The sequence below is a fragment of the Gynuella sp. genome (genome assembly GCF_050297175.1).
Taxonomy (GTDB): domain Bacteria; phylum Pseudomonadota; class Gammaproteobacteria; order Pseudomonadales; family Natronospirillaceae; genus Gynuella.
Window position 1 is genome coordinate 23,531 of record NZ_JBNKSF010000058.1, and the last position, 13,600, is coordinate 37,130.

Below are 13,600 nucleotides of genomic sequence, written 5' to 3' on the forward strand. Positions count from 1 at the left end.
AGGCCAATTCATAGCAGAAGTGCATCAACAAAGATTGGCTTTTGCAGTAATGAGGTCAATGGTTTTAAAGTGGGGGTTGAGTAATAGCATGATCAGCAGCCTGACTCTGGCTGGAACATAGCTGAGGATGAATGTGAGTTTCTTGTAATACCCAAAAAAGAGGCTTGATTAGTAGTTGTCGAATATGGCTGATGGGAAAGAAATAAGAGTGCATGTCAGTCCCAGATTATATTTCTATAGATTCGAAGGCAGCGTTCATGTCGAATTCAGTCTGAAACAAGGTGTGCGTGCTTCCAATACCTCAATACTAACTAAGGTTATATAAGGAAATTTGCTGTTTTTTTGAATTATTGAGAGGCCCGACAACAGATGCTGCCGGGCGAAAGGGCGAGGCTGTATCAGCTTTCGTCTTCGAGGGTTTTATCCCCTTGTGGGTTGTAAGTGGGGTCGGCAGTCATGATCTGTGGGTTGGTGGCGCCAAAATAGCGGTAAGTGGAAGCTGCCACAGACATGGGTTCCCAGGTTTTTGAGCCACTGTCCGGAACTGTATATTGATTGTTCGTGCCAGTTCGTCCTGCACGGATTGTCTCACCAATCACATTGCCAAGAGCTCGCCTGCCAGTTATTCCGGAACCCCCAAAGGTATAAAGGTTCTGATTGTTGCCGTGATCCCAGCCACCGGAATCGTTAAGGTTGACCCGTCGACCAAAGTCGCCCATAACATTAATAATGATGTTGTTGGTATTTGTCCGGGTATTACCATTAAGAGTAGTGATACCGTTTTGGCCAGCCCATTTGATATGTTTCATGGCAACGTCAATGGCCTGCATGACTTGTAGCATTCTTCGTCTGTAACCGTTTCTGTCTACTCCGTTATTGTGGTCATCCCAGCCGCCAAGTCCGTCAGTACCCACTGTTGCATATAGCGTTTGAGGGTTGTGTAACATGAGCGTAACTGCTGCTTTCAAGCGCCGCGCAAATCCTGTATTGGGGTATTGCAGGCGACTATCGGTATTTAGCAGGTTATGACCGAAGTCTGAGTGTAGGGTGACGTCATTGCTTGTATTTACACCACCTGGTACTACAGGCAGATTATTGTCACTCAAAAGTGCATTCAGGCTGCTCATTCTGCCTGCCAGTTCGGCTCTCTTATTAAATGCACTCCATACTCCATTATATTGTGATTGCTGACTCGCTATCACATTCTTAGTCATCTCGTTGATTGCATTTTCAGAGCTGGTGAGATCGCCTCGGGTATAGGGGTTGTTGAATTGGTTGTCCATGGTTATGCCGCGTAGATTCAGTGGCATGGTGTTTTCCGGGTCGAGAGCATAGGACGTGGAGTTACCCTCAAATGAAACAAAAGGCAGAATAAATCCATTTGCGTCTTTTGGCATAGAGCTGCCATCGGCGAAGGTAGTGCTTGTATAGGAACTGAAGTTGCTGTTAATCATCAATGCCAAGCGAGTGCCAACTCCAGGAGAATTTTCTATGTCCAGCGCACCTTTGTGAGACATAAAAATACTTTCACGGTGAGATTGTGTCGGTGATTTCTGTTTGTAAATAGTGCGGTAGAGATTCATATCAGCACCACTTAACATGCTTTCCATAAATGCTCCGCCGGCCGAATGCCAACAGCCGTTGGCAGTAATCTCGCCGTTGGGATTATCAGCTCTCTTAAGCAGAATATTTCCACCAAACGCATTGCCGTCAGAATAACTGTTTTTGGAATTTGCATTGATGCTGTTGTTGGTTCCAGCATCTCCCATCCCATTTTCTGCCATATTGGTAAGATTGCCAGCGAGTTCAGAGGCTCCTCCATAGAGAAATATATTAATTACCTGAGGCATTACGGCAGGAGCACTTATGTTAGCATTGGCATAAGTTGGGCTATATGCATAAGCCTTGTTAGCCAAGAAGGGCAAGCTGAAACTGACTGGTAATGCCACACTTGAAGAGCTCAGAGCAGCAGTTTTTAAAAAGCTTCTACGTTTCATTGGTTCATCCCCTCTTAACGATAACTTTTAAAATAATAGAATTCCGGTAACCGGGAAATATAATCAAGCATGACCAAAGCAAAATCATCGGCTCGGTTTTCATGGTCGTTACGATCGGTATACAGTTTGTAAGTTCCGTTGTCATTGATGACATGGTCGCGTCTCTCGCCTTCCGTGATTAACGCGTTTTTCTCCTTGGGTGTCGCCCGTCTACCCATGGCTGTCAGAAACACGTAGTCAATGAATTCATTTGCAGTGAGATTTTCAAGAGACGGTTTCAGGTCTTCTGTGCCTGCCTTATAAAAGGTGCCATCGGTATATTCGAATAAGTTGTTGCTGGTGTCATCGTCGTCATCAGTAGGGAATCTCGCACCGTCGTATGCACGGTTATGCATTAAAAAGCCTTGTCGCAAGGCCTGGTGATAGTTGGCAAAACTCAGTACGTCCAGTGGTACATAAGGCGTTCTGCCGATTTTATATTCCATGGATGCCCAGCCCATGTTCTCCATAGACATTGAACTACCGACTCCGGTAGCGGTGACAGATCTGAAGAAGTCTCTTCCTGTGCTTCCAGCATCTGCAGATCTGGGATTCCAGTTCATTCTGTCCATAATGGAAAAAGCGGATTCTTCGAAAGATTTTACTCGTTTGGTATCGAGCAAGTAAGATTCGGAAAACAAGATGTGTGTGAATATATCCCGGAATGTTGTTGGATTGGTTGCAACAATTTCACCGATTAATTTAAGACGAGTGTCTTCGCTCATACCATCCAGAAAATAGTTGACGATGACTTCTGTTACTCGAGGTAGGAGCAGTGCATGTCCGGATACAAGGTCATATAAATCTTCACAGCTTTGAATGTAGTTTTTCAAAACCAAAACCGGTGCGGCGAGGGATGGTTGATCTACATTGAAATGAAGCTGATAATCTTCATCACCATCGGTCAGGTACCACTGTTTACACGCTTGGCCACCGTTATAAGTGTTGAGTTGATCTTCGGTACTGTCATTAAATTTCCCGAGATATAGCTCAAACATTTCAAGTGCATGGTTTTCTGCTGATCGTGAAACCCTCCAGCGACTTAAGCCGCCCAACCAGCCACGAATGATTTGTCGAACAGGTGTGTCTGCGGCAATATTTGAATGAAGGTATGCCAATGTTCGGGAAATATCCTGGTCATCGGTGCTTTCCATTTCTCTGGCCGGGCTAAACATAATGGTGTTGGCAAGGAAATATGCCATCCAGTAGTCAAATTGATTCTTGCTTAATGGATAAGTCAATATTTTAGCCATGTATTTTTGGTGTTCGCTTCTACCGTCAAACCTGAACATGGCATTAATTCTGGGAGCGATTTCCTCTCCGGTATCCGGATCCATAATCGCGTCCGCTCCGTTAATTTTTGTATCGAGCAGGTTAGTTTGTGTATAAGAAAGTTGGCGTTTCAAGTTTGACCTGATGGTGTTCAGCGAGTTTGTGTCCCTTATTTTCAGGTTATTCAGCCCTTGAGTCGTATCTGCAAATTCATCCAGAGCTATTCCTCTTCCCATTGGGGCAAGCAGTTTGTTGATGACTGCATATTGGTTTTCCTTTGAGAGAGAGTTCAACTCGGATTGACTCAATTCAAAAGACGGTCCTTTATTTGAATGGTTTGCTTTGTCTTCAGGAAGCGTTGTGTCGCAACCATATATAGCAAGTATGCTTACTAAAAAAAAATATGTTTTTTTCGGAGATAATATGAAATTAGACATTGGTAAAATCTCAGTTTTTTGACGCTGGTTAGTTCAAGGTTAAACTAATTTTCGATGACAGGCAGTTAGGGGTGAGATGATACTGTGAGCAGTAGTGCACAAATATGAAAAAAAATATTTTTATGTACGGTGTTAATTTAATTTCAGATGATTCAAATCATATTTTTTATCAGTCTTTTTTTTGGGCTTTTTTAAAGATGGTTTTGGTTGAAAATCATTGCGTTGTTGATGCTTTTTAGGGGCAATTTTTCTTTGGTGGAATTGCTGAAAGGCTGATGTTTTGTGAAGAAATGGGGGGTAGTCCTGTAAATGACCGGTTTTATCCTTATTATGTCCCGTCCCCGGACAAGGAAAATTTTTCTGCTAGAATTCTTTCTCTTTTTCATAGTTTGAAAGCTATATTTCCTTAAAGCTTACAAAATTATGCTTGTTGACTTTTTTGGTTCAAGTATGTTGCCGTGAATTGTCAGACAGTGACGGTATGGGGTATTTAATGACATGTGTTTTGGTAAGGGAAGTTGATGATTCCGATTATATTGGATATTGAGGCATCTGGTTTTGGAAAGGGAAGTTATCCCATTGAGTTGGGAATAGCCCTGACTGACAGGACAGTAAAGAATTATTTGGTCAGGCCTTTGGAAACTTGGCTTCATTGGGATAAACAAGCTGAGAGGGTTCATGGGATTACTCGCGAGTTGTTGGATCGAGAAGGGAGAGAGGTTAAAGAAATCTGTCGTGAAATGAATGAGTTACTGGAGGGAATGATGGTATATAGCGATGGATGGGGGTTTGATAGCAGCTGGTTGTCGCTATTGTTCTATTGTGCAGGAATGAAGATGACGTTTCGTTTGGAAACTCTGACGAGAATTTTATCCGAACCACAAATGAATATTTGGGATCGTACGCGCCAGGCAGTCTTGCAGGAGTGGGGAGTAGAGCTGCATCGTGCACCGATTGATGCAAGAGTTTTGCAGGAAACTTATATAAGAACACTGGAAGCGGTTTCATAGTAAATCAACTTGGGGTGTTGCGCTGGCAGAGAGTTGTTTGTTAACAACTGATACTATCTGGCAGCTGATCTAATAAAAATCTAATAGGTATCGATATGTCAATTCAACAGCAGATGCGCACTATGTTGGAAGCGGAGTTTTTTCCTGACACTCTTGAACTGATTAATGAAAGTCATATGCATAGTGTGCCGGATGGTTCCGAAAGCCATTTCAAACTGGTGCTGGTATCCGACTTATTCCACGGTTTGTCAAAAGTAAAGCGACATCAGTTGGTTTATCAAGTGCTGGCTGACATGCTGGCAGGTCCTGTTCATGCATTGGCAATGCATCTCTACACCAAGGAAGAGTGGGAAGTGGCGGCCACCCCAGACTCTCCTCAATGTATGGGCGGGTCGAAATCAGGCTGAATGCGTCAGCAGATACAGGTCAACCAAAGCTTCTGGTATCTGGTTGAGAACCTGTATCTTCAGTTTGGTGTTTTTCGAGATTTGCTTGAACTCAGTTTCATCTTCAAAAAGTCGTGAACCAAGTTCAAATGGAAATAACAGTACGGAGAGTGCTTCTTGATCAAATTTTTCCAGTTGACTGTCCGACTCGAAAATAACCTGCATAAAGCCGGAACACCAAGCTTCCATTTCTTCAGTGATTTCCCCGGGCAGGATGTCAAAAGGTAAGGCAACCTGCTCATCAGCAGTAATTTCGTCCTGAATATTGTCGATCAACAGTAATGTGAGTGTCTTGAAGCGGGCAGTTTGGTCAGTATTGTTAGGCTGATCTTCGGTGTCAAAGATCCAGCTGTGTATTGTAGTCCAGTCAGGAGGGATAGGCAGTAGAGCTGTAGCTGTCAGCAGACCGTGATATCCATAAAACTCCAGGACCTCATCCGAATGCCCGTCGGCATCCAGGTAATCATAGAGCCAGTCCAGTTCTGTTTGGGTAATGTGATTCAATGTTTGTTAACCTGCAACTATTTAAGGGCGTGAATTGTATCGGAGTCACTTCATAGTATGTAGTGGCTTAAAATATTGTTCCAAAATTTGAATCTTTTTATGGAATCAGGCTAGAATCCGCGCCCTCTCCCCATAGCTCAACAGGATAGAGCAGTCGCCTCCTAAGCGACCGATCCAGGTTCGAGTCCTGGTGGGGAGGCCAGATATACGTTTGTGCCAATGGTCTCAGGCTACCTATGGTTGAGGTAGTAGATGCCGTTGACCGCTTCCAAGTGATTGAAAATAAAGTCATGTGGCCTTTGGTAGAGGTCACCACTGTAGAGGAAATATCCAATGCCGGTCATTACCCTTCCTGACGGATCCCAGCGTCAATATGAAACCCCTGTTACTGTTATGCAGGTAGCCGAAGATATTGGTCCAGGGCTTGCCAAAGCAACCATTGCAGGAGTGATCAATGGTTCCAATGCAGATGCCTGTGATCTGATTGAGCAAGATGCGACCTTAAAAATCGTAACTGCCAGAGATGATCTGGGGCTTGAAATTATCCGTCATTCCTGTGCTCATTTGCTGGGGCATGCTATTAAGCAATTATGGCCACAAACTAAAATGGCGATAGGGCCGGTTATTGAAAATGGCTTTTATTATGATGTTGATTTGGACCATGCTATTACCGAGGAAGATCTGGCCAAACTTGAAAAACGGATGATGGAGCTTGCGAAAACCAACTACTCTGTTGTCAAGAAAAAGGTGAGTTGGGATGAGGCATATGCGGTATTTGGTGAACGGGGAGAGGAATATAAGCAAACCATTCTGAGCGAAGATATTGCGAAATCTGATCGTCCCGGGTTATATCATCATGAAGAATATGTTGATATGTGTCGTGGGCCCCATGTTCCTAATATGAGCTTCTGTCATCATTTTAAATTGATGCGGATATCGGGTGCTTATTGGCGTGGTAAGTCTGAAAACAAAATGTTGCAGCGTATTTATGGAACCGCCTGGGCCGATAAAAAGCAACTGAAGCAATATCTTTTGTTTCTGGAAGAGGCTGCCAAGCGTGATCACCGTAAGCTTGGCAAGCAGCTGGATCTTTTTCATTTGCAGGAAGATGCGCCTGGAATGGTGTTCTGGCATCCAAAAGGCTGGACCATGTACCAGGTTCTGGAGCAGTATATGAGAGGGGTGCAGCGCGAGCGTGGTTATCAGGAAATTAAAACCCCGCAAATTGTGGATCGGTCTCTGTGGGAGAAATCCGGTCACTGGGATAAGTTTAAAGATGACATGTTTACGACTCATTCTGAGTCAAGGGATAACGCAATTAAGCCGATGAACTGCCCTTGCCATATCCAGGTTTTTAACCAAGGGCTGAAAAGTTACCGTGATCTTCCGCTTAGGCTTGCCGAGTTTGGCAGTTGTCATCGTAATGAGGCTTCTGGTGCTTTGCATGGTATTATGCGGGTTCGTGGCTTTACTCAGGATGATGCTCATATCTTCTGTACAGAGGATCAGATTCAGTCTGAGGTCGCAGAATTCATAGATATGCTGGAGTCAGTGTATTATGACTTCGGGTATACTGACATCATATTGAAGTTGTCCACCCGGCCGGAACAGCGGGTGGGGGATGATGATGTGTGGGATAAGGCTGAACAGGCTCTTGCATCTGCGCTTGATGCTACGGGCAAGCCATGGGATATATTGCCAGGGGAAGGGGCGTTCTATGGACCTAAGATTGAGTTTACTCTAAAAGACAGTCTGGGACGCTTATGGCAATGTGGTACCATCCAGGTTGACTTTTCGATGCCTGGTCGTTTGGGGGCTCAATATGTTGACGAGCATGGAGAACGGAAGACTCCTGTTATGTTGCATCGGGCAATACTCGGCTCTTTCGAACGTTTTGTCGGTATTCTGATAGAGCAGCATGCCGGTGCAATGCCTTTGTGGCTATCCCCACAACAGGTTATGGTAATGAATATTACCGATAGTCAGGCAGAATACTGCCAGGAAATTAAAAAACACCTCTCTGAGGCTGGATTCCGGGTTGAAGCTGACTTGAGAAACGAAAAGATCGGCTTTAAAATCCGTGAACATACGCTTCAGAAAATACCTTATCTACTCGTGTGTGGTGATAAGGAAGTGGACAATCATACCGTTGCAGTGAGAACCAGGTCTGGTCAAGATTTGGGAGTTATGTCTTTGGATGCTTTTATTCAAATTCTTAACAATGACCTGCAAAACAAAGGTAGGGTTGATGTTAATGAAAATGTGGAGGCATAAACTCTGAAACAACGAGGCTCAGCAAGCAACAAAAAAGGTGATGGTCGTTCGGCTGTCAATGAAAATATCGAAGCCCGCGAAGTTCGATTAATTGACGCCGTTGGAGAGCAGGTTGGAGTTGTTCCAATAGCTCAGGCCCTGCAGGCTGCTCAGGAAGCAGGTTTGGATCTGGTTCAGATTTCCAATGCAGATCCGGTTGTCTGTAAGATCATGGATTTTGGCAAAAAGCTCTATGAAGAGAAAAAAGCCAAAAATGCTGCTAAGAAAAAGCAGGTTCAGGTGCAGATAAAAGAAGTTAAATTCAGGCCCAATACGGATATAGGTGATTATCAGGTTAAGTTAAAGAACCTGATTCGTTTCCTGGAGCATGGTGATAAGGCTAAAGTCACTTTGCGGTTTCGAGGTAGGGAGATGGCTCATCAGGAGTTGGGTTTGGAGTTGCTGGGTCGAGTGGAAAAAGATCTTGGAGAGTATGGAGTGGTTGAACAGAGGCCTAAAATGGAAGGTCGTCAGTTAACCATGGTTATTGCTCCCGGTAAAAAGAAATAATTGCACTCCAAATATGGAAAGCCTCGGTTGCACCGGGGCTTTTTTGCATCAGGGGCTTTTATTTTTTATTTATTTGGATAGAATGCCCGCCTTCCTGATTTATCAGGATACAACACTCTACCCGGCCGAGGATTTCATGCCGGATGGGTAATCAATGGGTCTTATGATCTGATAATTTTATTATTTGGAGTATTACATGCCAAAAATGAAATCCAATTCTGGCGCTGCAAAGCGTTTCAAGAGAACGGCGAATGGCTTTAAGCACAAACAGTCTTTCCGTAGCCACATTCTGACCAAAAAAAGCACCAAACGTAAGCGTCAGCTGCGTGGTATGCAACAGGTTGCAGCGGCAGATCAGCCTTTGATCGAACGTATGCTTCCTTATATTTGATAGTAGAGGTGTAGAGCTATGGCAAGAGTTAAACGTGGCGTTATTGCACGTCGTCGTCACAATAAAATTTTAAAGGCTGCAAAAGGTTACTATGGTGCCCGTAGTCGGGTATTTCGTGTAGCCAAGCAGGCGGTTATTAAAGCAGGACAATATGCGTATCGTGACCGCCGCCAGCGCAAACGTCAGTTCAGGGCACTCTGGATTGCCCGTATCAATGCTGAAGCGCGGGTAAATGGTCTGTCATATAGCCGTATGATTGATGGCTTGAAAAAATCAAGCATTGAAATCGATCGTAAAGTACTGGCAGATCTTGCTGTTTATGAGAAAGCAGCATTTGCAGCGTTGGCAGAAAAGGCCAAAACTGCCCTGGCAGCCTAAATCTAGCATCGAGAATAAAAAGGCGACATTGGTCGCCTTTTTTTATGGCCGAAAAAACTGTCCATTTCTTCCTGGTATTGTGAGTCAGATGAGTCTAAGTTGCTGAAATTCAGTGGTTTTTGGTTGCTAAAATTCTGACAGACTCTATAGTACAAGCCCTTAAATATCATGCATAATCTGCTATATCCCCGTTAATTATTTGCCTTGCACTCGCCGGAGTCGTTATCAATGGAAAATTTAGAAAAATTGGTCTCACGAGCAGAATTCGAGATTAGCGAGTCCAATGAAGTTTCCGTACTTGAACAATTGAGAGTCCAATATCTTGGCAAGAAGGGAGAGGTCACTTCTTTGCTTAAAACCCTCGGTAAGCTTCCTCCAGAAGAACGACCAGCAGCGGGTGCCAGAATCAATGAAGCAAAAGAAAAAGTCAGCAATCTCATTAATACCCGGCGCGATGAGCTTGAGAGTCAGGTTTTAAATGCTCAGCTAAGTCAGGAAGCATTGGATGTTACGCTACCTGGAAGAGGGCAAAATCTTGGTGGTCTGCATCCGGTAACACGCACTATTCAGCGGATGGAGGACTTCTTCGGCAGTATTGGTTACAAAGTTGCTGAAGGCCCTGAAATCGAAGATGACTATCATAACTTTGAAGCGTTAAACATTCCTGGCCATCATCCCGCACGTGCTATGCATGACACGTTTTATTTTGACGCTAATACTCTGTTGAGAACTCACACCTCACCTGTCCAGGTTCGGGAGATGGAAAAAGGTAAACTGCCTATTCGAATTATTTGTCCTGGTAGGGTGTATCGTTGTGATTCCGATATAACCCACACTCCTATGTTTCATCAGGTGGAAGGTCTGTTGGTTGATGAAAAAGTATCTTTTTCTGATTTGAAAGGAACGATTCAGCGTTTTCTACAGGTCTTTTTTGAAAAAGATCTTGGTGTGCGGTTCAGACCGTCATTTTTTCCATTTACTGAACCATCTGCCGAAGTGGATATGGAATGTGTGATGTGTAATGGCAAGGGGTGTCGGGTGTGCAGTCATACCGGCTGGCTAGAGGTAATGGGGTGTGGGATGGTTCATCCTAACGTGCTTGAAGCCAGTGGTGTTGATTCCAGCAGGTACCAGGGGTTTGCGTTTGGCATGGGGGTCGAGCGTTTGGCCATGCTCCGTTATGGTGTCAATGATTTACGTATCTTCTTCGAGAATGACCTGAATTTTCTGCGTCAATTCAGCTAATCAGTCTACCGGCAACAGTCTGCGATAAATAGGAAACAGTATGAAATTTAGTGAAAAGTGGCTGCGTGAGTGGGTGAACCCTGAGTTGAGTTCACAGGAACTGATGGATCAAATTACCATGGCTGGATTGGAAGTAGATGGGTTTGAGCCAGTTGCAGGTCGTTTTGAAGGGGTGGTTGTTGGTCAAATTATGTCCGCTGAACAACATCCTAATGCAGATAAACTGAGAGTTTGTCAGGTAACAGATGGGGTTGATCAGTTTCAAGTGGTATGTGGGGCTCCTAACGCCAGAGCGGGTATTAAAGTCGCTTTTGCCAAGGTCGGGGCGGTCTTGCCGGGCGATTTTAAGATAAAGAAAGCCAAGCTGCGTCAGGTTGAGTCTCTTGGCATGTTATGTTCTGAAAAAGAACTGGAGTTGTCAGATAACCATGATGGAATCATGGAGCTGAGTGAGTCTTTGGAGCTTGGAAAGTCTGTTAAGCAGGCATTAGGGTTAGATGATATTTCCATCGAAGTTGACTTGACTCCTAATCGTGCAGATTGCTTGAGTATTGCCGGTTTGGCCAGAGAAGTTGGTGCGCTCAATAATGTTAAGGTGACTTCGCCCGCAATTGAGCAGGTGAAACCCAAGATTGATGATGAGTTCCCCATTGTAGTAGAGGACTGGAATGGATGTCCTCGTTACTTGGGGCGAGTAGTCAGGGGGGTTAATGTAGCTGCAGAAACTCCATTATGGATGCAGGAGCGTCTACGACGTTCAGGTGTGCGTACTATTGATCCTGTGGTGGATGTTACTAACTACGTTATGCTTGAACTGGGTCAGCCAATGCATGGTTTTGATCTTGATGTCCTTAAAGACAGGATTATCGTCAGGCAGTCCAAGGTAGGTGAAGAGATTGTTTTATTGGATGGGACAAAAGTTCAGTTGTCTGAAGGAACCTTGTTGATAGCAGATGCTTCCGGTCCTCTGGCGATTGCTGGGGTTATGGGAGGAGCGCAGTCTGGTGTAACTACCGCTACCCAAAATGTTTTTCTGGAAGCCGCTTTTTTTGATCCTATAAGAATTGCGGGCAAGGCCCGTTCATATGGCCTGCACACTGATGCATCTCATAGATTTGAACGAGGCGTTGACTACAAACTCGGTTTCCAGGCTATGGAGCGGGCCACGGAATTGCTCGTAAGTATATGTGGCGGGCAGGCCGGTCCTGTTTCTGTGATTGAAAATATCGAATCTCTTCCGGATAAAGACCTTATCATTTTACCTTTGGTGAAAGTGGAACAGGTACTGGGAATTCAGTTGCCTGATGATCAGGTTGAGCAGATTTTGATCGGCTTGGGTATTGAGGTGATTGAAAAAAAAGATCGGGTGTTAACTTTGAAAGCTCCCAGTTTTCGGTTTGATATTACGATTGCAGAAGATCTGATTGAAGAAATTGCCCGGGTTCACGGATATAATAATATTCCGGTAACCTATCCTGTATCCGGTCTTGAAATGCCTGCTTTAAAAGAAGCGGATGTCAGTCACAGAGTCATAAAAAACTCCCTCGTTTCAATGGGGATGCAAGAAATAGTGACATACAGCTTTCTGGATAGAAAGACTCAGTCCTTGTTTGAGCCAGAACTTGAGCCGGTAGCCTTGGCAAATCCTATATCTGAAGATCTGGCCGTTATGCGGACTTCGTTGATTCCCAATCTTGTCAAAACGCTCTCCTACAATATCAACAGGCAACAGGAACGTATCAGACTGTTTGAAACAGGATTAAGTTTCGTTAACACCAATGATGGTTTACTGCAAAATCAAAAGCTGGCGGGTTTGATTTACGGTGATCGATATCCAAAGAACTGGTTGGCCAGTGAAGAAGTGGATTTTTATGATCTTAAGTCCATTGTTGAGACAGTATTGGCTTTGGCTCCAGGAAAGCAATTTGTATTTCAACCGGGTCGAATAGAATTTCTCCATCCAGGGCAAACAGCCATTATTCGTTGTCATGACGATCAGGTCATTGGATATCTCGGGCTTGTGCATCCAAGTATTCGTAAGACTTTAGGATTGAAAAAGGGTGTATTTGTCTTTGAGCTGGACATGTCCTTCTTTAATAGTACACGCATCCCAGAATTTTCTGAATTATCCAGGTATCCTGAAACCAGTCGTGATATTGCGGTGATCGTAAGGGATGATTTACCTGTTGGTGAGCTGCTAAAAGCTGTTGATGAAGCAGCAGGAGTCTATTTGAAAGACAAGTTCGTCTTTGATGTTTATAAAGGTAAGGGTATTGATCTACAAAGAAAAAGTGTAGCGTTAGGCTTGACCTGGCAGCATCCTTCACGCACCCTTAACGACGAAGAGATTAACGGCTGGATGAATGCTGTTATAGACATCCTATCAAAACGGTTTGAAGCAAAATTGAGGGGCTGATATGGCTCTTACTAAAGCAGATATGGCGGAAAAGCTCTATGAAGAGCTTGGCTTGAATAAGCGTGAAGCCAAGGAAATGGTTGAGATGTTCTTCGAGGAAATCAGGGACTCTTTAATAGAAAATAAACAGGTTAAGCTTTCTGGTTTTGGTAATTTTGATCTGAGAGACAAGCGCCAAAGGCCAGGAAGAAACCCTAAAACCGGTGAAGAGATACCTATTTCTGCAAGAAGAGTGGTGACATTTCGACCTGGTCAAAAATTAAAGGTTAAAGTAGAAGCCTATGCTGGAAGCGAGCCAGAATGACGAATTACCAGTAATTCCTGGTAAGCGTTATTTTACGATCGGAGAAGTCAGTGAGCTGTGTGCAGTCAAGCCTCACGTTCTGCGTTATTGGGAGCAGGAGTTTCCGCAGCTGAGCCCTGTCAAAAGACGTGGCAATCGTCGATATTATCAGCGTGAAGACGTTGTTTTGGTGCGTCAGATTCGTCATCTGTTATATGAGGATGGGTACACCATTGGTGGGGCGAGACAAAAACTGTCTAGTGAAAATGAATCGGGCTTTAATGATAGCCATAAGCTCATGCTTAAAGAAATGATCGATGAGCTTGAGCAAGTACTTGATGTTTTGAAATCGATTTAAA

At 44.2% G+C, this 13,600-nt stretch carries 13 protein-coding genes and 1 tRNA gene; 11 read left to right on the forward strand and 3 right to left on the reverse strand.

Going from position 1 to position 13,600, the window contains the following annotated elements; all coding sequences use genetic code 11:
* Positions 1 to 398 precede the first annotated feature (398 nt).
* Positions 399 to 1,997: a hypothetical protein gene (locus ACQY6I_RS22055; RefSeq protein WP_428243707.1), complete on the reverse strand. Its 1,599-nt coding sequence runs from the start codon at positions 1,995 to 1,997 to the stop codon at positions 399 to 401.
* Between the two features lie 14 nt (positions 1,998 to 2,011).
* A complete protein-coding gene (locus tag ACQY6I_RS22060; protein WP_428243708.1) occupies positions 2,012 to 3,373 on the reverse strand; it encodes a hypothetical protein in 1,362 nt (453 codons plus the stop codon).
* Positions 3,374 to 4,266: 893 nt separating this feature from the next.
* Between ACQY6I_RS22060 and ACQY6I_RS22065 the strand changes: the two genes are divergently transcribed.
* Together ACQY6I_RS22065 and ACQY6I_RS22070 are read left to right on the forward strand one after the other, a co-directional pair.
* The gene (locus tag ACQY6I_RS22065) at positions 4,267 to 4,755 is read left to right on the forward strand and encodes a hypothetical protein (RefSeq protein ID WP_428243709.1); all 489 of its coding nucleotides are present in this window, start codon (positions 4,267 to 4,269) and stop codon (positions 4,753 to 4,755) included.
* Positions 4,756 to 4,850: 95 nt separating this feature from the next.
* A complete protein-coding gene (locus ACQY6I_RS22070) occupies positions 4,851 to 5,162 on the forward strand; it encodes a BolA family protein (protein WP_428243710.1) in 312 nt (103 codons plus the stop codon).
* Here ACQY6I_RS22070 and ACQY6I_RS22075 read toward each other — a convergent pair.
* Entirely contained in the window at positions 5,154 to 5,705 is a 552-nt protein-coding gene (locus ACQY6I_RS22075; protein WP_428243711.1) for a UPF0149 family protein, read from the reverse strand. The genes ACQY6I_RS22070 and ACQY6I_RS22075 overlap by 9 nt on opposite strands.
* A 126-nt stretch (positions 5,706 to 5,831) precedes the next feature.
* Here ACQY6I_RS22075 and ACQY6I_RS22080 point away from each other — a divergent pair.
* The 9 genes from ACQY6I_RS22080 to ACQY6I_RS22120 all read left to right on the forward strand — a co-directional run bounded on the left by ACQY6I_RS22080 (position 5,832) and on the right by ACQY6I_RS22120 (position 13,599).
* Positions 5,832 to 5,907 (forward strand) — tRNA-Arg (locus ACQY6I_RS22080).
* A 131-nt stretch (positions 5,908 to 6,038) separates the two neighbouring features.
* Complete coding sequence (gene thrS / locus ACQY6I_RS22085) at positions 6,039 to 7,979, forward strand: threonine--tRNA ligase (RefSeq protein WP_428243712.1); 1,941 nt, start codon at positions 6,039 to 6,041, stop codon at positions 7,977 to 7,979.
* 3 nt (positions 7,980 to 7,982) lie between these two features.
* Complete coding sequence (infC, locus tag ACQY6I_RS22090) at positions 7,983 to 8,528, forward strand: translation initiation factor IF-3 (RefSeq protein WP_428243734.1); 546 nt, start codon at positions 7,983 to 7,985, stop codon at positions 8,526 to 8,528.
* A 196-nt stretch (positions 8,529 to 8,724) separates the two neighbouring features.
* Positions 8,725 to 8,919, forward strand: a complete 195-nt coding sequence (gene rpmI, locus ACQY6I_RS22095; protein ID WP_428243713.1) for a 50S ribosomal protein L35 — start codon at positions 8,725 to 8,727, stop codon at positions 8,917 to 8,919.
* 18 nt (positions 8,920 to 8,937) lie between these two features.
* A complete protein-coding gene (gene rplT, locus ACQY6I_RS22100) occupies positions 8,938 to 9,297 on the forward strand; it encodes a 50S ribosomal protein L20 (RefSeq protein WP_044617553.1) in 360 nt (119 codons plus the stop codon).
* Between the two features lie 228 nt (positions 9,298 to 9,525).
* Positions 9,526 to 10,542 carry a phenylalanine--tRNA ligase subunit alpha gene (gene pheS, locus ACQY6I_RS22105; protein ID WP_428243714.1) on the forward strand — a complete coding sequence of 339 codons (1,017 nt, stop codon included), beginning with the start codon at positions 9,526 to 9,528 and terminating at the stop codon, positions 10,540 to 10,542.
* 40 nt (positions 10,543 to 10,582) lie between these two features.
* A complete protein-coding gene (gene pheT, locus ACQY6I_RS22110) occupies positions 10,583 to 12,958 on the forward strand; it encodes a phenylalanine--tRNA ligase subunit beta (RefSeq protein ID WP_428243715.1) in 2,376 nt (791 codons plus the stop codon).
* Between the two features lies 1 nt (position 12,959).
* Complete coding sequence (gene ihfA, locus ACQY6I_RS22115; protein ID WP_044617556.1) at positions 12,960 to 13,262, forward strand: integration host factor subunit alpha; 303 nt, start codon at positions 12,960 to 12,962, stop codon at positions 13,260 to 13,262.
* Complete coding sequence (locus ACQY6I_RS22120; RefSeq protein WP_428243716.1) at positions 13,240 to 13,599, forward strand: MerR family transcriptional regulator; 360 nt, start codon at positions 13,240 to 13,242, stop codon at positions 13,597 to 13,599. Before ihfA ends, ACQY6I_RS22120 begins: the two co-directional genes overlap by 23 nt.
* The last annotated feature ends 1 nt before the right edge of the window (position 13,600 follow it).

Coding starts and splice junctions, on each gene's coding strand:
- pheT (WP_428243715.1), top strand. CDS start 10,583: ATGAAATTTAGTGAAAAGTGGCTGCGTGAGTGGGTGAACCCTGAGTTG.
- pheS (WP_428243714.1), top strand. CDS start 9,526: ATGGAAAATTTAGAAAAATTGGTCTCACGAGCAGAATTCGAGATTAGC.
- ACQY6I_RS22070 (WP_428243710.1), top strand. CDS start 4,851: ATGTCAATTCAACAGCAGATGCGCACTATGTTGGAAGCGGAGTTTTTT.
- ACQY6I_RS22065 (WP_428243709.1), top strand. CDS start 4,267: ATGATTCCGATTATATTGGATATTGAGGCATCTGGTTTTGGAAAGGGA.
- thrS (WP_428243712.1), top strand. CDS start 6,039: ATGCCGGTCATTACCCTTCCTGACGGATCCCAGCGTCAATATGAAACC.
- ACQY6I_RS22060 (WP_428243708.1), bottom strand. CDS start 3,373: ATGGATCCGGATACCGGAGAGGAAATCGCTCCCAGAATTAATGCCATG.
- ACQY6I_RS22120 (WP_428243716.1), top strand. CDS start 13,240: ATGCTGGAAGCGAGCCAGAATGACGAATTACCAGTAATTCCTGGTAAG.
- ACQY6I_RS22055 (WP_428243707.1), bottom strand. CDS start 1,997: ATGAAACGTAGAAGCTTTTTAAAAACTGCTGCTCTGAGCTCTTCAAGT.
- ihfA (WP_044617556.1), top strand. CDS start 12,960: ATGGCTCTTACTAAAGCAGATATGGCGGAAAAGCTCTATGAAGAGCTT.
- rpmI (WP_428243713.1), top strand. CDS start 8,725: ATGCCAAAAATGAAATCCAATTCTGGCGCTGCAAAGCGTTTCAAGAGA.
- rplT (WP_044617553.1), top strand. CDS start 8,938: ATGGCAAGAGTTAAACGTGGCGTTATTGCACGTCGTCGTCACAATAAA.